Here is a 19,510-nt window from a genome sequence, read left to right as displayed (position 1 = left end):
TAATATTTCTTGAAAATAGAATCTCCATCGCTTTTAATTAAGTGATGGGGATTTTTTGTTTACAGACATTTGTAAAAATTTTAGACTTTGAACTTTTAACGGAAAACAATCATTTATCTTTGCAAAGATTTTGGTTTTGAATCTAAAAGCTAAAATCAGATAATTAAAATTATAAAATGACAGGAACCGTTTACAAATCTACAGGAAGTTGGTACACCGTAAAATCTGAAAATGGAGATTTTATTGAGTGTAGAATGAAAGGAAAGTTTAGGATGAAAGGTATTAAAAGTACTAATCCTATAGCTGTAGGTGATGTTGTGGATTATGAACTTGAGGAAAGTTCGGATACTATAACTGGAACGATTCATAATATCCACGAAAGAAAGAATTACATCGTTCGTAAATCAGTAAATTTATCTCACCAGATGCATATTATTGCGTCTAATATAGATTGCGTTTTTTTATTGGTAACCATCAATAATCCCCCAACTACATTTAATTTTATTGACCGTTTCTTGGTTACAGCTGAAGCTTATGGTATTGAAACGATTTTGATTTTTAATAAAATCGATACTTTTGATGAAGCTACACTTGATGAGCAATTGTACATGCAACATGTGTATCAGGAAATAGGGTATAAATGTTTGCGTATTTCATCGACAGAAGGAAAAGGTGTTGAGGAATTAAAAGATATGATGATTGGTAAGGTAACGATGTTCTCAGGACATTCTGGAGTTGGTAAATCGACTCTTGTAAATGCGATGGAACCTAGCTTACATCTTAAAACGAAAATGATTTCGACTGCGAGTAAACAAGGACAACATACAACAACATTTGCAGAAATGTTTGATTTGTCTTTTGGCGCTCGTATTATTGATACACCAGGAATTAAAGGTTTCGGAATTGTCGATATGGAGAAAGAAGAGGTTAGTGGTTATTTTCCTGAGTTTTTTAAATTAAAAGACCAGTGTAAATTTAACAACTGTTTACATAAAGATGAACCTCATTGTGCTATTAAAGCTGCTCTGGAAAGAGATGAAATTGCTTGGTCACGTTATAATAGTTATCTTAAAATTCTAGAAGGAGAAGATGAACATTATCGTACAGATATTTATAATGATGATCGTGCAGCCAGCGATGAAACTAGAAAATAATTATTAATGGTTAGTTATTACTGAGAGCGTAATATAATCCTTTTACTAAAAACAATATTTTTACGAAATGAATTCCCAATTAACCATTTATAATTCACCATTATTTTGAGAGTTGTTATTCAAAGAGTTTCTTCAGCTTCGGTAGTGGTTGATGGTGATAAAGTAGCCGATATCCAAAAAGGGTTGCTTGTTTTTGTAGGGATTGAGGATGCCGATACACAGGAAGATATTGACTGGTTGACTGGAAAAATAACTAAAATTAGAATTTTTAGCGACGAAAATGATGTCATGAACTGCTCTGTTCAGGATATCAATGGCGAGATTATAGCCGTAAGCCAGTTTACACTTCATGCTGGAACTAAAAAAGGAAATCGTCCGTCGTATATAAAAGCTTCAAAACCAGATGTCGCAATTCCATTGTATGAAAGTTTTGTAACAACGCTGGAAAAGGAATTTGGAAATAAGATTCAGACCGGAATCTTTGGTGCTGACATGAAAATCAGCCTGTTAAATGATGGTCCTGTAACAATAATAATGGACAGTAAAAATAGAGAGTAAAAAGGATAAACATTTGTTAAACATTTCTAAAAATAATATATATTTGGCGAAATTACTTATAAAATGAAATCGATTTTTTGTTCTCTGTTTTTTGTATTGTTTACCCTTTCTTCTACTGCTCAAAAAGGAGAATATATTGCTATAGGCATTTCTGATAGTCTCAAAGAAAATGCTGAAGCTGTTATCCGTTTAAATCAAATTGATATTGTGATTGCTTCTCAAAGAAGTATGAAAACTAAGCATAAAAGAGTTATAACAGTATTTAATGAAAAGGGTTTAAATGCGATTGATGCTACTGAATATTACGATAAATCGGTAACGGTTAAAAATATTGAAGCTACTGTTTTTGATGCATTTGGGAAAGAAATAAAAAAAATAAGACGAAAAGATTTTAAAGATCAAAGTGTTATAAGTGGCGGAACGTTATTCTCAGAAAGCCGTTATATTTACTTAGACTATACCCCAGTTCAATATCCGTTTACTTTAGTATACGAAAGTGAAGTTGAAACTTCTACAACTGCTTTTATCCCTAAATGGTTGCCTCTTGATAATTATTATACGAGTGTAGAAAAAAGTATCTTGAATGTGACATACCCAAACAATTTAGGATTTAAGAAAAAAGAACTTAATTTCTCAGGATTTGATGTAAAGAAAACAAAAGATACCGATACTCAATTATCTTATGTAGCAACTAATATTCTGGCTCAAAAAAAAGAAGATCATAGTCCTGCATTTAGCAATATCTTTCCTTGTGTTATGATGGGATTAGAGAATTTCCATCTTGAAGGAGTAGATGGAAGTGCAACAACATGGGGAGCTTTTGGAAAATGGTATGCCGATAAAATTTTATTGGGTACAATAGATTTATCTGATGAAACAAAAGCAAAAATTAAAGCACTTGTTGGAACTGAAAAAGATCCTGTTAAAAAAGCAAAAATAGTATATGACTATGTACAGAAAAAATCAAGATATGTAAATATTGCGATTGGTATAGGCGGATGGAAACCTATGTTTGCAAATGATGTAGATAGATTAGGTTATGGAGATTGTAAAGCATTAACGAATTATACAAAAGCACTTTTAGAAGCCGTTGGTGTTCCTTCTTATAATACGATTTTATATGGAAGCCCGTATAAGATGGATATAGATTCAGACTTTGTTTCTATGCAAGGAAACCATATGATATTATCTATCCCGAATGGAGATAAATATATTTGGCTTGAATGTACGAGCCAAGACGATCCTTTTGGCTACCAAGGAACTTTTACAGATGATAGAGATGTATTGATAATTAAACCTGAAGGAGGAGTAATTGTTAGAACAACTATTTATGATGATAAAAATAATACGCAGATAAGTAAAGGAAATTATACTCTGTCTGATGAAGGAAATTTATCTGGAGCTATAGCAATTGTTTCAGGAGGTTCTCAGTACAGTAAAAAAATGGGAGTTGAAAAGTTACAACCTACAGATAAAGATGCGCATTATAAAAACTATTGGGATAATATTAATAATTTAAAAATTAATAAGACTGTTTTTTTAAATGACAAAGAGAATGTAAAATTCACTGAAGATGTCCAAATAAATGCTTCTAATTATGGAGTTATTTCAGGAGGTAAAATGATGTTTGTGGTAGATGCCTTTAATCAATATACAGGAAGTATAAAGAGAATTAGAAATCGAAAAAGCCCGTTAGAAATACAAAGAGGTTATTTTGATACTGATGAAATAGAAATTAATTTACCAGCAGGTTTTGCAATCGAATTTTTACCAGCAGGTTATGAAGTGAAAGGGAAATTTGGAGAATATAAAACGGAAATAATTAAAAAAGAGAATAATAAATTGCTCTACAAACGCTCTATGCTTTTAAATAAAGGAAAATATTCGAGTAAAGAATATGATGAGTATCGCCTTTTTATGGAGCAGATTAATAGAAATGATAATGCCAAAATTATACTAACCAAGAACTAAAACTAATGAAAATTAACCAACTAACTATTGTTTTATTTATTGTGCTTTCTGTTTCAAAGATTACAGCACAAGAATTTAAATTAGGGAAAGTATCCATTCCTGAATTACAGGAAAAAGTACATGCTAAAGACACTTCAGCTTCAGCTGCAATTTTATTCAGAAAAGGGACTTCCTTTTTTGAATATGATCCAGTTGATGGTTTTGTAATTATAACCGAGGTTGAAAGCCGAATTAAAATTTATAAAAAAGAAGGTTATGACTGGGCTAATCAAGGCGTAAGATATTACATAGGAGATTCTAATTCTAAGGAAAGTGTTTCGTTTTCTGATGCGGTTACTTATAACCTTGTAGATGGAAAAATAGAGAAGACCAAACTTAAGAGTGATGGGGTTTTTGATGAGAATTTTAATAAATATTACAATAAGAAAAAAATAACAATGCCTAATGTAAAAGAGGGTTCTGTTATTGAATATAAATATAGAATAAAAGCTTTGACGATTGGTTCAATGAGAGATTGGTACTTTCAATCGTCTGTTCCGGTTAATTATTCTGAATTTATAACCAGAATTCCAGAATATTTTGTTTATAATGTTAAGCAAAAGGGGTATGTTTTTCCTAAAGTTAATAAAGAAACAAGTACGAAGTATATTGTATTTAATAATAAAGAAAGATCTGGAGGGGATGTTTCGACAACCAGCTATTCTCAGAATAAAGTAGAATATCAGGAAGAGAAAGCTACTTATACAGCAGAGAATTTGCCAGCGATGAAAGATGAGGCGTATGTTAATAACATTAATAATTACACCTCAAGTCTGGAGCTCGAATTGTCTATGACAAAATACCCTAATCAGCCAATAAAGTTATTTTCAACGGATTGGAATTCAGTTGTAAAAACAATATATAATTATGAGAGTTTTGGCCCGGAATTAAATAAAACGGGATATTTTGAAGATGATTTAAAAGTATTGCTTGCAGGCGTAGATACTCAAGACGAAAGAATTAATAAAATATTAAATTTCGTAAAAACAAGAGTTAAATGGAATGGTTATACTGATTATGGATGTGATAATGGGGTAAAAAAAGCCTATAAGGAAAAAACAGGAAATGTGGCTGATATAAATCTTATGTTAACGGCTATGTTGAGACATTCAGGATTAACAGCAAATCCAGTTTTAGTAAGTACACGTTCTAACGGAATTGCAATTTCTCCTAACAGAACGGCTTTTAATTATGTAATTGCGGCTGTTGAAACTCCTAATGGGATTATCTTGCTAGATGCTTCAGATAAATATTCAAATCCAAATATTTTGCCTTTTAGAGCTTTAAATTGGATGGGTAGATTAATACGTAAAGACGGAACTTCTGAAGAAATTGATTTAATGCCAAAAATCGTATCTGCAAACAATGTGTCTATGAGTTATAATGTAGATGCTAGCGGGAAAGTGAGCGGAAAAACAAGAAAGCAATATACAAACTATAATGCCATGATGTTTAGGGATAATATTGGTGATGTGAAAGAAGATGTATATCTTGAAAAATTAGAAAATGATAATAATAAAATAGAGATAAGCGAGTATTCTAGAATAAATGAAAAGGAATTATTACTACCAGTGATAGAGACTTATTCGTTTTCTGGAAATAACCTTTGCGAAATAATTGGGGATAAAATTTATATAGATCCAATGTTGTTTCTTACAGACAGGAAGAATCCTTTTACACAAGAGAATCGTGAATATCCTGTAGATTATGGTTTTCCATCTTCAGATAAGTATAATATTAATATCACTATTCCAGAAGGATTTGCAATTGAAACTATGCCAGCTTCAGGAGGATTTGCTATGGAAAATGATTTAGGTTTGTTTAAATTTATGAGTACTGTAAACGGAAATATTTTACAATTAATAATAACACACCAGATAAATGAGCCAGTAATACTACCAGACGATTACTCAGTGTTAAAAGAGTATTACAAAGGGATGATTGCTAAAGAGAATGAAAAAATAGTTTTAAAAAGAATATAATATGAGGTTTTGGAGTTTAGTAATGGTTGTTTTTCTGTTTTTTTATTTTTCAAAAATTGCAGCACAAGAATTTAAATTAGGAAAAGTATCTATTTCTGAATTACAGGAAAAAGTGCATGCCAAAGACACTTCGGCAGCAGCAGCAATTTTATATAAAAAAGGTGTTTCTCGTCTTGAATATGATATGACAGACGGATTTATAATTATGACAGAGGTCGAAAGCCGAATTAAGATTTATAAAAAAGAAGGTTATGATTGGGCAAATCAAAACATATCATATTATATAGGAGCTTCTGGTTTAAAAGAGAATGTTACTTTTTCGGATGCGGTTACTTATAACCTTGTAGATGGAAAAATCGAGAAAACTAAACTTAAAAGTGATGGGGTATTTGATGAGAATTTTAATAAATATTTTAATATGAAAAAGATAACAATGCCTAATGTAAAAGAAGGTTCTGTTATTGAATATAAGTACACCATAAAATCACCAAGTATAAGCTCAATGAGAGATTGGTATTTTCAAGCCTCTATACCAGTAAACTATTCTGAATTTGTAACTAAAATTCCAGAATTTTATGTTTTTAATACAAAGCAAAAAGGATATATTTTTCCAGAGGTAAACGTCGAGAAAAATACTAGGTCTATCATGTTTGTGAGTAAAGAGCAATCACGAGGCGGTGGGTTTAACGTGGCTCAAACTAGTTATTCCAATGAGAAAGTTGATTATGTGGAAAACAAAACTACTTATACAGCAAAGAATTTACCTGCTATGAAAGAGGAAGGGTATGTTAATAATATACGTAATTATACTTCATGTATTGAGCATGAATTGTCTGCGAAGAAGTTTCCTAATGAACCAGTTAAATCATTTTCAACCGATTGGAATTCAGTTGTAAAAACAATATATAATTATGAGAGTTTTGGCCCGGAATTAAATAAAACAGGATATTTTGAAGATGATTTAAAAACCTTGCTTGCAGGTGTAGATACTCAAGATGAAAGAATTTATCTAATATTAAATTTTGTGAAATCTAGAGTGAAATGGAATGGGTATACTGATTATGGATGTGATAATGGAGTAAAAAAAGCGTATAAGGAAAAAACAGGAAATGTGGCTGATATAAATCTTATGTTAACGGCTATGTTAAGTCATTCAGGATTAACGGCAAATCCAGTTTTAGTAAGTACACGTTCTAACGGAATTGCAATTTCTCCTAACAGAACGGCTTTTAATTATGTAATTGCGGCTGTTGAAACGGCTAATGGAATTATCTTGCTAGATGCTTCAGATAAATATTCAAATCCAAATATATTACCATTTAGAGCTTTAAATTGGATGGGGAGATTAATACGTAAAGACGGAACTTCTGAAGAAATTAATTTAATGCCTAAAATCGTATCTGCAAACAATGTGTCTATGAGTTATAATGTAGATGCTAGCGGAAATGTGAGCGGAAAAACAAGAAAGCAGTATACAAATTACAATGCCATGATGTTTAGGAATAATATTGGTAATGTGAAAGAAGATGTATATCTTGAAAAATTAGAAAATGATAATAATAAAATAGAGATAAGCGAGTATTCTAGAACAAATGAAAAAGAATTATTACTTCCAGTGATAGAGACTTATTCGTTTTCAGGAAATAACCTTTGCGAAATAATTGGAGGTAAAATTTATATAGATCCAATGTTATTCTTTACAAATAAGCAAAATCCTTTTACACAAGAGAATCGTGAATATCCTGTAGATTATGGTTTTCCATCTTCAAATAAGTATAGTATTAATATCACTATTCCAGAAGGATTTGCAGTTGAATCGATGCCAGTATCAGGAGGATTTGCTATGGAAAATGATTTAGGTTTATTTAAGTTTATGAGTACTGTAAATCAAAACGTATTACAAATAGTAATGACACACCAGATAAATGAAGCAATAATACTAGCTGAATATTATCCTATGTTAAAAGGTTATTACAAAGGGATGATTGCTAAAGAGAATGAGAAAATAGTTTTAAAAAGAATATAAAAATGGATTTAAAAAACGCACAACTAGATGTCGATACTTGGATAAAAGAACATGGAGTTCGCTATTTTAATGAATTGACTAACATGGCACAACTTACAGAAGAAGTAGGTGAAGTTGCTAGGATTATTGCTCGTCGTTATGGCGAACAATCAGAAAAAGAAAGTGATAAGAATAAAGACCTTGGCGAAGAATTAGCCGATGTAGTTTTTGTGGTTTTATGTTTAGCAAATCAAACAGGGATTGATCTTCAGGCTGCATTTGATAAAAAAATGGATTTAAAGTCTGTTCGAGATAAAGACCGTCATAAAAACAACGATAAACTAAAATAATGTGATAAGTTAGGGTAAAGCTTTGGAGTATCCTTTTTTTAAAATAAATTTGCAAAAACGCATAAAACAATTACCCTATAATGAATTTACTATTAAAGACATCTCAAGCTAATTTACAAGGACAAATTGCAGTAACTGGCTCAAAAAGCGAAACGAATCGATTATTATTGTTACAAGCATTGTTTCCTAATATTACTTTGGCAAATACATCAAATTCTGATGATAGCGAAGTAATGCAAAAAGCATTAGTTGGTAATGAAGAAATAGTAGATATTCATCATGCAGGAACGGCAATGCGTTTTTTAACTGCTTATTTTGCGGTAAAGGAAGGAAGAGAAGTTGTAATGACGGGTTCTAGCAGAATGCAAGAGCGTCCGATTAAAATTTTGGTAGAGGCTTTGGCTCAATTAGGAGTAGAGATTTCATATCTAAAAGAAGAAGGATATCCGCCAATTCGCATTAAAGGAAAAAAAATTACTGCTTCAAAAGTTACATTAGCTGCTAATGTAAGTAGCCAGTATATTTCGGCATTGTTACTTGTTGCACCTAAATTAGAAAATGGTTTAGAGCTAACATTAGAGGGAGAAATAACTTCGATTCCGTATATCAAAATGACTTTGGCTTTGCTTAATGATTTAGAAATTCAAACTAGTTTTGAAGGTAACGTAATCAAAGTATACCCAAAAGCTGAAGTGGCTACAAAAGAAATGGTGGTAGAGTCTGATTGGAGTTCGGCTTCTTACTTTTTTAGTTTAGTAGCTTTGGCCGATACAACTTCAATAACCTTAAGTAGTTATAAAGAAAATAGCTTACAAGGAGATTCAGAATTGGTTTCACTCTATGAAAAACTAGGAGTAAAAACTACTTTTCAGGATAATAAAATGACTTTGGTAAAACAAGAAAATTTTAAATTCGAAACAGTAAATTTTGAACTAAATAATACTCCGGATATTGCACAGACAATTGTGGTGACTTGTCTTGGTTTAGGAATTGGTTGTCATTTAACGGGGTTACATACTCTAAAAATTAAAGAAACCGATAGACTTGAAGCATTAAGAATTGAGCTAACTAAATTAGGTGCTAATATCTCAGTTACTAATGATAGTTTAACGCTTGTTGCTACAAATACAATAAATCCAAATGTAAAAATTGCTACTTATAATGATCACCGTATGGCAATGGCATTTGCTCCATTGGCATTAAAAGTGCCAATAATAATCGAAGATGCAGGAGTGGTTTCTAAATCTTATCCGGATTTTTGGAAAGATTTAACAAATTTAGGTTTTGAGACATCAGAAATAGGTGCATAATAATCAATGTTTACAGCTAAAAACAAGAATAAATTTTGAAGTTTGCAATTTTCTAACTAAATAAAAGCCAAAACACTTGACAACGCCTATCTCACAATCGTATATTTGCACTCTAAATAAATAGACTACATGAAATTATCTCATTTTCAATTTAATTTACCAAAAGAACTTCTAGCCGAATTTCCAGCTGAAAACAGAGATGAGTCTCGCTTGATGGTAATTGATCGTAAAAAACAAACTATAGAGCACAAAATGTTCAAAGATGTAATCAATTACTTTGATGATGGTGATGTTCTTATATTAAATAACACTAAAGTTTTCCCTGCTCGTTTGTACGGAAACAAAGAAAAAACTGGAGCAAGAATCGAAGTTTTTTTATTAAGAGAACTAAATTCAGAGCAACGTCTTTGGGATGTTTTGGTTGATCCTGCTCGTAAAATCCGTATCGGAAATAAATTATATTTTGGTGATGACGATTCGTTAGTTGCTGAGGTAATCGACAATACTACTTCTCGTGGTAGAACATTGCGTTTTCTTTACGATGGTTCTTACGAAGAATTCAGAAATAAACTAACAGAACTTGGAGAAACTCCAATTCCTAAATACATCAGTAGAGATGTAACTCCAGAAGATGCTGAAAGATACCAAACGATTTATGCTAAAGAAGAAGGAGCTGTTGCAGCACCAACTGCTGGATTGCATTTCTCTAAACATCTTTTGAAAAAACTGGAAATTAAAGGAGTAAACTTTGCAGAAGTTACACTTCACGTAGGTTTAGGAACTTTTAATCCAGTTGAGGTTGAAGATTTATCAAAACACAAAATGGATTCTGAAGAGTTAATTATTACTGAAGAAGCTTGTGAAATTGTAAATCTGGCAAAGCAAAACAAGAAACGTATCTGTGCTGTAGGAACAACATCAATGCGTGCTATTGAAAGTTCAGTTTCATCACAAAATACATTAAATCCTTTTGAAGGTTGGACAAATAAATTTATTTTCCCTCCTCACGATTTTAGTATTGCAAACTGTATGATTACAAACTTCCATACGCCAAAATCAACATTATTAATGATGATTTCTGCGTTCTGTGGACATGATTTAATGAAAAGAGCATATGAAGAAGCTATAAAAGAAGGATACAAATTCTACTCTTATGGTGATGCAATGCTTATCATCTAAGAAATATAGAATAAGGTTAATTCAAAAATCTCGCTAGTAATAGCGAGATTTTTTTTTGAAATCTAGTTAACCTGATAGACTAGTTTTACTGTAATATTAGCTGTTTTATTTTTAGAAGTTGTATTAAACGAACCTCCATAAGAAAAATCTTCAGAGGAGTTTTGCCCAGTAATCTGGAAAACGCCCATATCAGATTTTTTTAATTTTCCTAAAGATGCATCTGCATTTTCGGCAATGCTTTTGGCTCTGGAACTAGCATCTTTAGTTGCCTCAGCAATCATTTTTATTTTAAGTTCAGCTAATTTAGTGTAATAATATTCAGGAGGATTAGAGTAGAATTCGACCCCGGAATTTATTAATTCGCTAGATTGTCTGGAGATTTCCTCAATTTTATTTACATCTTTAGATTGGATGCTTACATTTTGTGTTAATGTAAATCCTGTGAAAACTTGTTGTTTTGGTGTTCCGTTTTCATTGTACGAAGTATCAAAATCTTTATTGAAGTTTACCGCCGAGAAAACCATTTCTGAAGCTTTGATCCCTTTGCTGGTTAAGTAGCTTTTTATTTTTTCTCTATCACTGTCTAATGAGGCATAGGCTTCTTTTAGGGTAAGACTCTTTTTAGAGAATGAACCACTCCAGACAATTAAATCCGAAACAAAATCTTTTTTCCCCAGACCTGTAACGCTAATAGTATCATTACTTTTATTTCTGTTTTGAAATGCATTAGAAAATAAATAGGCAGAAATAATCACTGCTAAAGAGATAATAATAACATTCAGATTGTTTTTGAACATGGCTTATAATTTTAAATTCAATCAAATATATCGAATTAATTGTGTTCATTTTTAACACAGGCTTATATTTTTCTCCTTTTGTCTTCGTGGTTTTTTTTCTACATTTACCAAACAAAATTCAAACAATGACTTTCGAAAATACACGTGAATTTGCACAAAAACTTGATTCACAAGATATATTGCATAAATACCAAGATGAATTTATTTTTCCTGAAGTGAATAATAAAAAGGTTATTTATTTTACAGGAAACTCTTTAGGATTACAGCCAAAGCGTACAAAATCCTATGTTGATGAAGTAATGGCCGATTGGGCAAATCTTGCTGTTGAAGGGCATTTTTATGCCGAAAAACCTTGGTGGGATTATCAGGAGCGTTTTGCTAAACCACTTAGTAAAATTGTTGGTGCTTTGCCAAGCGAAGTAACTGTAATGAATACATTAACGGTTAATCTTCATTTATTGATGGTGTCTTTTTATAGACCAACTGCAACTAGATACAAGATTATTTGCGAAGAAAAAGCATTTCCTTCAGATCAATATATGTTTCAGAGCCAAGTACATTTTCATGGTTATAAAACAGAAGATGCTATTGTAGAGATTAAGCGTCGTGAAGGAGAGCACAATATCCGATTAGAAGATATTTTGGCTAAAATTGAAGAAGTTGGTGATGAATTGGCTCTAGTATTAATTGGTGGAGTAAATTACTATACAGGACAAGTTTTTGATATGAAAACCATTACTGCGGCTGGGCAAAAAGCAGGAGCCAAAGTAGGTTGGGATTTAGCACACGCTGCAGGAAATATAAAATTAGAATTACACGATTGGAATGTCGATTTTGCTGCTTGGTGTAGTTATAAATACATGAACTCAGGACCAGGAAATGCATCTGGTTGTTTCGTGCATGAAAAGCATCATAATAATCCTGATTTGCCTCGTTTTGCGGGCTGGTGGGGACATAATAAAGAACGTCGTTTTAAGATGGAGCCTACTTTTGATCCAGTTCATGGGGCAGATGGCTGGCAAATAAGTAATTTACCAGTGCTTTCTTTGGCACCTTACCTGGCATCAGTAGAAATGTTTGATGAAGTAGGAATGGATGTTTTGATTACTAAAAGAGATAAAATAACAGCTTATCTTGAGTTTATCTTACAAGAAATAGATAAAGAAGTAAAAGGAAATTTCGAGGTTATTACTCCTGCAGATCCTAAGGAAAGAGCTTCGCAACTATCTGTGTTTTTGCATGGAGAAGGACGTAGTTTATTCGATTATTTAATGAAGAATGGGGTCATTACAGATTGGCGCGAACCTAATGTTATTCGTTTAGCTCCAGTTCCTTTGTATTGTTCTTTTGAAGATATGTATGAGTTTGGACAAATTTTAAAAAGAGGAATTTTAGAATAATCTAACATATATAAAAATATTTTAAAGCCTGCTAATTCAGATTGTTATGAATTAGCAGGCTTTTTTGCATAGTTTAATTTTATAACGATCTCTTAAAATTATGTAATTTAAAGGCACAAGTTTAGACTTTACTTTGCTATGTTATAAAACCTAAAGTTTAAAATCATGAAAGCATTATATTTAATATTATTCTCTTTTGCGATTATCTCGTGTCAGAATCAAGGGAAAATAGATATTCAAAAAGCAAAACAAGCGAGTATTGACTCTATGAAAGTTGAAATTAATAAGCAAAAAGTTATTGATTCAATGAAAACAGAGATGGCAAAAATTCAAGAAGAAAAAGAGCAAGTACAATCTCAGGCAGAATTAGCGCCTCAAAAAGTTGTTGTTGTAAATCAGCAAGCCCCAGCTGCAGCTGCACCAAAGAAAAAAGGATGGAGTTCGACTGCTAAAGGAGCTGTAATTGGTGCAGGAGTTGGAGCAGTTACAGGAGCAATTATCAGTAAGAAAAAAGGTGAAGGTGCAATAATCGGCGGATTAGCAGGTGCTGGAGTTGGAGCAGGAACTGGAGCAATTATAGATGGAAAAAAGAAAAAAGAATAGAAGAGACCACTATTCTCGAATAAATGTTAGTTATATTCAAATAGAAAAACCACCTCAAATTAATTTTAGAGGTGGTTTTTTGTATAATAAAGAAATGGTATTAATTGTTTTAAGCCGGAATAGCTATAGCAATAAGCTTCGTTCTATAATCATTAAATTGATTTTGAATTTCTGTTTTGTCCTTTTTAAAGTAAGAAGAAGCTGCAAGCAGATTTTCGTAATATTCAATTCCGCTTAAAAGATTGTCTTTAAAAGCGTGTAATTTTTTAGTTTGCGCCGCTGTTATTTCTGACGAAATATTTTCGATATCTTTCTTAAAATAATCCAGATACATCTTTAATTCTTTCACGAATAAATTCGGACGATTTTTAACACGTATTACGGACTTGTTTCCGTAAATGTGCTGCACCATATCAGATAAAGATACTTCTTGGTCAAAATAGGCCATATTTGGACCAGGGCATATAACAACACCTTGAGCTTGTCCTTTTATTTTAATATCATTCTCGATATAAGATGCATTTGCAAGACCTACACACAAACATGATTTCTCGGTAATAGCAGCTTTAGATTTTTCAAAAGATGCTAAAGAAAGAGTATCTTTTATAGTTTCTAATTCGGCTAACTTCAGGTCCTGATATTTTTTTGAAGCCGAACAAGTTCCTTTTGGATCATATTCTTTGCTCAACGCCAAAAATTTCTTCGGGCAAGAACTTCCTGCTTTATTATCGTGAATACGTTTCTGTTTAAGAATTTCGTTAGATGTTCCTCTTAAAGTATTAAATGGTACACCTAAAGGAGAAATATGACTTAAATATAAATCTTCTTCTTGGGCTTTCATTAATAAGTTTCGAGTAGGCTGATCAACAGATGTTGCTTCTGGAACGAGTAAAAAAGGAGTTCCCCAACCTACAGAATCTACACTATAATTATCTAATAAAAACTCATGTTCTTCAGCAGTTCCTACACCTCCTTGTACAGTAATTTTAAGAGGCAAAGGATTTTCTGGAACTAAAAATTGTTTTTGCTGTAGCGCTTTTACCATTAAATCATGAGCAGATTGAATCAATTGGTCTTTTTTCTGTTTGAATTCTTCCAAGATAGGACCTAATAATAAACCTTCGGTAGCAAATGCATGTCCACCACAGTTTAATCCTGATTCTATACGATATTCAGAAACCCAAAGTCCTTTTTTAGCCAAAAAGTTACCTTGAATCATGGCAGATCTAAAGTCGCTTACTTTTAATATAATTTTCTTTTTAAGCTCATTATTGCTATTTGGGAAAAAGTCTGGAAAATTCTCAAAGTAGCTATATAATCTAGGATTCATTCCAGCAGAAAGAACTAAAGAAGAGTCAAGATTACTGTTTGCAAAACCACGAAGTGCAGCATGAGCATCATTAAATTCAATAGGTAATTGTTCGTCTTTGATATAATTATCTTTATCAAGTTTTGTCATGATATTTACATCAATGGCACCTGCAGAAAGATGAGATTCAATATAGTTTTGGATATTTTCTTTAAAAGAAATACCATCTTCCATTAAGTTTAAAAAACCTTTTTTTATCTCAGAACTATTAGGCAACATTGAGATGTAGTTCTCTAGCGCTTGTTTGCTTTCAGATAATTCGGTTTTAAAACTTTCAAATTTTTGTTTTACGATTTTGTCTACTAAGTTTAAGTAGGTTGTAATGCGTTTGGCTCTGTAATCGTGTATTTTTTGGCTTATTTCCTGATAAGAAGAATTGAATTTTTCAGAATAAAAAGCGGTCATCTTTTCAATTAACTCATCATCTGCAATCGAAATTACGGATGAAATACCATATTTAGCTACTCGAATCGGGCTGTCAATAGTATAAGCGAGTCCCATTACAGGAATATGAAAAGAGTGTATGGGGTTTTTTGTCATTTGCGATTATTATAAAATTTAATAAATGACAAATGTTGTAAAATCATTTTATAAAAAAACTGATATATATCATGTTTATAGTGGGTTAAGTTTATTCCTTAAATTAAAATTTTCTTAAAAGATTCTGCAATACACCTCCATAAAAAATTATAAAATGACTTTTCCTGAATTCGTTCCAGTTCTATTTCAGCTTTTTTAGCTTCATTATCAGAGTCTTTTTTAAGGATTAAATTGGCTAAAGAACTTTTTAATTTTGCTTCTTTTTCGGGATTTTTCTTTTTGTATAAAGTAACTTTTAAGTCCTTGTATTTTAAACTGGCATTTCCTGTGGCTTTTTTATCGTTTCCAGTAATATCAAAATGATAATCATCAAAAGTACCTTTAAACGAAGTATTAGTATATGGTTTTGTAAACGCATACATTGCCTGAACATCAAATTTTGCAATACTTCCTTTTATGCGAAAACCATCGTTTTTATCCAGAACGTTTAATGTCCAATGTACATTTAAAGGAGAATTTTTCATAAAAACACAATTGATTTTGATATCTAAATCGGCTGCTTTTTTTAATCCAAAACCACTCTGAAGATTTATAGCTTTTAAGTTAAAACGACTGAAAGTTAATATTGCCGGACCTTTCTGGAAATTGATTTCTTCTTCATATACTAATTTTGAATTTTGGATAGAAAGAGTGTCAATTTTTAGGGGAAACGGAATTTTTCTGAGCAAAGAATTATATAATGGCTTTTTGCTTACATCGTCTTCGGGTATTTTATTTCGATAGATATTTGCGTCTAAATCATCAAAAACAATAGAATTTGCATTAAAGAAAAACACATCATTTTTAAATCCCCAATTCATCGAATTGATATTTATATCTGTTGCTTTTACGGTAAAAATATCTTTTTCTTTAGTTATTTTTTGTACAAATTGCTGGCGAGAATATAAAGGGATATAACTGAAGTTTTTTACTTTTAAAGAATGATTATTAGTTGCTATTTTCGAAGCATTAATCGTGTAAAACTGATTGGGTTTGTAATAGATACTATCACAATTTAGAGCATATTTTTGATATGAAAAAGGGATTTTCTGTTTAAGTATTTCATCATTAATAACAATTCCTTCTAATACAAGCGCAATATTTCGAGTGTATAAAATAGGCTTGTTTGTTTTGGTAGACATAATATCTAAACTTGCCTTATTGAGATAGATATTAGAAACAACAATGATTTTTTGGAAAGGTTCAATTACTTGTGTTCTAATGCTATTGCTGTTGTCTATTGCTTTTTCATCCTTTTTGTATAAGATTACTCTAGCATGGTCTATGGTGATGCTTTTCGCACGTAAAATATCATTAAAGATAAGATTCCAGATGCTAAAATCATTTATTGCAACGGTACCTATTTTAGAATAAATCCCTATTTTGGTAGTGCTATCTTTTGGAGCATTTTTAGGATTAATAACAATATTCGAAGCATAAATATCTGCCGCCCAAAGGTCAATTTTTATATCTTCATACGTAATTTGATATGGTGTTTTATTGTTGTCTTGAATAATTTTGGGAAGTTGTTTTTTTACCCAGAAATTTAGCCCTGAATTTATTAAAAACAAGAGCGCTAAAAATGAAACGATTCCTATGATTATTTTTTTATTTAAAGACATTTAGTGCATATTTTATTTTAAATATATAAATTTAAAGACTTAAAAGGAATAACTTTTGGATACAATTGTGATTTTGATAATAATACATTTCGTTAAAATATTTATTTATACAGTTTAGAAACATGAAAAAAATCAAAAAAATACTGCTTGTTTTGTTCTTGATACTTGTTGTTTTAGGAATCGGTTTATGTACTTATATTTTTCATTTAAAACCCAAATATGAAGGAGAAGTAAAACTGAAAAACATTCAAAAAGAGACAACGGTATATTTTGATGATTTTGGAGTCCCACATATTTATGCAAATTCTCAAAAAGAAGCCATGACTGTTTTGGGTTATGTGCATGCTCAGGATCGTTTGTGGCAAATGGAATTGATGCGTCGTATTGCATCAGGGCGATTGTCGGAAATTTTTGGTTCGGTAATGTTAAAGAACGATAAGTTTTTTTCGGGATTAGGAATAGAAGAAGCTTCGGCGAAAGCAATTGCACAATTGGATAAAAATAGTCAGAGTTATCAGTTAACATTGGCTTATTTGGACGGAATTAATCAGTACTTGGATGAAGGTGTTACGCCAATAGAATTTCAGTTGGTTGGCGTGAAAAAAGAAAAATTTACGATAAAAGATGTTTATAATATTTTTGGCTATATGTCTTTTAGTTTTGCAATGGCCCAAAAAACGGATCCATTAATGACTGATATTCGTAATAAATACGGAAGTGAATATTTAAAAGATTTGGGTTTAAATGGCGAATTTAATACCACTCAAATAAGAAATGCAAAAGAGAATCCAGAGGAATTTGCGGCGATTTCAAAATCGGTTGCTTCACTTCTTGAGAAATCCCCAATTCCTCCTTTTATAGGTAGTAATAGTTGGGTGGTTTCGCCTCAGAAAACTAAAAATGGTAAAGTTATTTTTGCCAATGACCCACATATCGGATTTTCGCAACCAGGAACTTGGTACGAAGCTCATATAATAACTCCCGATTTTGAATTATACGGTTGTTATCTTGCTGGAACGCCATATCCTTTATTAGGACATAATCGTGATTATGCATACGGATTAACAATGTTTGAAAATGATGATATCGATTTTTATCAAGAAGAAAATAAATCGGGAGATGATAATGAATATAAAATACCAAATGGTTTTGCGAAATACGAAACCAGAAAGAAGGTTATAAAGGTTAAAGATTCATCGGATGTTGTTGTAGATGTAAAAATAAGTCGTCATGGTCCTGTTATGAATGGATTAATCGAAGATTTAAAGAATAACAATAAACCTATAGCAATGTCTTGGGTTTATACACAACAACCTATAAAAATCCTCGATGCTGTTTACGGACTTTCGCATGCTAAGAATAAAAATGATTTTAAGAAAGCAGTTTCTCTTGTTGCTGCACCAGGTTTAAATGTAATGTATGGTGATGCAAAAGGCAATGTAGGTTGGTGGGCAACAGGAACTTTATACAAACATAATAAAGGAGTAAATCCTAATTTTATTCTTGACGGTGCAAGCGGTAAGGATGATATTGCCGAATATTTGGATTTCTCCAAAAACCCTTCGGCAGAGAATCCAAAATGGGGTTATGTATATTCGGCTAATAATCAGCCAGAAGCTATCGATGGATTTTTATATCCAGGATATTATTTGCCAGAAGATCGTGCTAAGAGAATTACACAATTGCTTGATGCAAAATCGGATTGGGATAAAGAATCGATTAGTAAAATGATTTTTGATAATACATCTTCAGTTTCTCCAACAGTGGTTCAGAATTTACTTTTGAATATGAAAAATGAATCGCTTACAGCAAATGAAAAACAGGCATTATCTATTCTTAAAGAATGGAAGGGAACCAATAATCTAGAAGATGTTGCGCCTACGATTTATAATAAATGGATTTATGCTTATTTAAAAAATACTTTTGAAGATGAGCTGGATAAAGAAAATTTTAAAAATTTCTTGGAGACACATCTTGTAAAACAAATTATTGCGAAACAAATACAAAACGATAACTCGGTTTGGTGGGATAATATACTAACGAAGAATGTAAAAGAGACTAAGAAGGATATTCTAGAAAAATCGTTTCACGAAGCAATTGCGGGACTTGAAAAACAATTAGGTAATACGGTTCAGGACTGGAAATGGGAGAAAGTGCATACTGTAGAGTATCATCATCCTTTAGGGCAAGTGGCTGCTTTACGAGGAATCTTTAATGCAGGACCTTTTGCAGTTTCGGGCTCAACAGAAGTAATTAATAATCAGTTTTTTGATTTTACTGATAAAGGGGTTTATGACGTAAAAGGTGGACCATCGACAAGAAGGATTATTGATTTTTCGGATATAGAAAATAGTTGGAGTATTTTGCCAACTGGACAATCAGGGAATCCGTTTAGTAAACATTATACGGATCAAGCGGAGCTTTATAATGCAGGAAAGTTCCGAAAAATGAAATTAAATAGAGAAGAGATTGTAAAAACTTCTACTAAACTGGTTTTTAAACCGAGATAGAAAATGGAAGGTTTTGTGTCTGGATTTATTTTATTATCTAACTGATTGCGTGAAGGATTGAAGTGAAAATCCTTTTTTGAGG

At 31.7% G+C, this 19,510-nt stretch carries 14 protein-coding genes; 11 read left to right on the top strand and 3 right to left on the bottom strand.

The window, feature by feature from the left end:
- Positions 1–176 precede the first annotated feature (176 nt).
- From rsgA to queA, 8 genes are all read left to right on the top strand, one after another.
- Positions 177–1,154 (top strand): ribosome small subunit-dependent GTPase A, encoded by a 978-nt coding sequence (rsgA, locus tag IW20_RS00140; protein WP_035617261.1) that lies wholly within the window; start codon positions 177–179, stop codon positions 1,152–1,154.
- A gap of 105 nt (positions 1,155–1,259) precedes the next feature.
- The gene (gene dtd / locus IW20_RS00135; RefSeq protein WP_035617260.1) at positions 1,260–1,712 is read left to right on the top strand and encodes a D-aminoacyl-tRNA deacylase; all 453 of its coding nucleotides are present in this window, start codon (positions 1,260–1,262) and stop codon (positions 1,710–1,712) included.
- 63 nt (positions 1,713–1,775) lie between these two features.
- Complete coding sequence (locus IW20_RS00130) at positions 1,776–3,683, top strand: DUF3857 domain-containing protein (RefSeq protein ID WP_035617259.1); 1,908 nt, start codon at positions 1,776–1,778, stop codon at positions 3,681–3,683.
- A 5-nt stretch (positions 3,684–3,688) separates the two neighbouring features.
- The gene (locus IW20_RS00125; RefSeq protein WP_035617258.1) at positions 3,689–5,704 is read left to right on the top strand and encodes a DUF3857 domain-containing protein; all 2,016 of its coding nucleotides are present in this window, start codon (positions 3,689–3,691) and stop codon (positions 5,702–5,704) included.
- A 1-nt stretch (position 5,705) separates the two neighbouring features.
- A complete protein-coding gene (locus IW20_RS00120) occupies positions 5,706–7,730 on the top strand; it encodes a DUF3857 domain-containing protein (RefSeq protein WP_035617257.1) in 2,025 nt (674 codons plus the stop codon).
- 2 nt (positions 7,731–7,732) lie between these two features.
- Positions 7,733–8,059 carry a nucleotide pyrophosphohydrolase gene (locus IW20_RS00115; RefSeq protein WP_012022600.1) on the top strand — a complete coding sequence of 109 codons (327 nt, stop codon included), beginning with the start codon at positions 7,733–7,735 and terminating at the stop codon, positions 8,057–8,059.
- Positions 8,060–8,139: 80 nt separating this feature from the next.
- Positions 8,140–9,369, top strand: a complete 1,230-nt coding sequence (gene aroA / locus IW20_RS00110; protein ID WP_035617256.1) for a 3-phosphoshikimate 1-carboxyvinyltransferase — start codon at positions 8,140–8,142, stop codon at positions 9,367–9,369.
- Positions 9,370–9,498: 129 nt separating this feature from the next.
- Entirely contained in the window at positions 9,499–10,548 is a 1,050-nt protein-coding gene (gene queA / locus IW20_RS00105) for a tRNA preQ1(34) S-adenosylmethionine ribosyltransferase-isomerase QueA (RefSeq protein WP_035617255.1), read from the top strand.
- Positions 10,549–10,610: 62 nt separating this feature from the next.
- On the opposite strand, the gene IW20_RS00100 is transcribed toward queA, so the two are convergent.
- Positions 10,611–11,345: an SIMPL domain-containing protein gene (locus IW20_RS00100; protein ID WP_035617254.1), complete on the bottom strand. Its 735-nt coding sequence runs from the start codon at positions 11,343–11,345 to the stop codon at positions 10,611–10,613.
- 125 nt (positions 11,346–11,470) lie between these two features.
- Between IW20_RS00100 and kynU the strand changes: the two genes are divergently transcribed.
- Complete coding sequence (kynU, locus tag IW20_RS00095; RefSeq protein ID WP_035617253.1) at positions 11,471–12,745, top strand: kynureninase; 1,275 nt, start codon at positions 11,471–11,473, stop codon at positions 12,743–12,745.
- Positions 12,746–12,910: 165 nt separating this feature from the next.
- Complete coding sequence (locus tag IW20_RS00090) at positions 12,911–13,348, top strand: glycine zipper family protein (RefSeq protein ID WP_035617252.1); 438 nt, start codon at positions 12,911–12,913, stop codon at positions 13,346–13,348.
- A 109-nt stretch (positions 13,349–13,457) separates the two neighbouring features.
- Here IW20_RS00090 and IW20_RS00085 read toward each other — a convergent pair whose 3' ends face one another.
- Together IW20_RS00085 and IW20_RS00080 are read right to left on the bottom strand one after the other, a co-directional pair.
- Positions 13,458–15,257 carry a hypothetical protein gene (locus IW20_RS00085; RefSeq protein WP_035617251.1) on the bottom strand — a complete coding sequence of 600 codons (1,800 nt, stop codon included), beginning with the start codon at positions 15,255–15,257 and terminating at the stop codon, positions 13,458–13,460.
- A 98-nt stretch (positions 15,258–15,355) separates the two neighbouring features.
- Positions 15,356–16,918: a hypothetical protein gene (locus IW20_RS00080; protein WP_035617250.1), complete on the bottom strand. Its 1,563-nt coding sequence runs from the start codon at positions 16,916–16,918 to the stop codon at positions 15,356–15,358.
- Positions 16,919–17,040: 122 nt separating this feature from the next.
- Between IW20_RS00080 and IW20_RS00075 the strand changes: the two genes are divergently transcribed.
- On the top strand, positions 17,041–19,428 hold the full coding sequence (locus IW20_RS00075; protein WP_035617249.1) for a penicillin acylase family protein: 2,388 nt from the start codon (positions 17,041–17,043) through the stop codon (positions 19,426–19,428).
- Positions 19,429–19,510: the final 82 nt, after the last annotated feature.

Origin of the sequence: Flavobacterium hydatis (assembly GCF_000737695.1) — a bacterium.
Classification (GTDB): Bacteria; Bacteroidota; Bacteroidia; order Flavobacteriales; family Flavobacteriaceae; genus Flavobacterium; species Flavobacterium hydatis.
The sequence above is the reverse complement of the archived record's forward strand: the minus strand, read 5'-3'. Positions and strand labels throughout refer to the sequence as shown.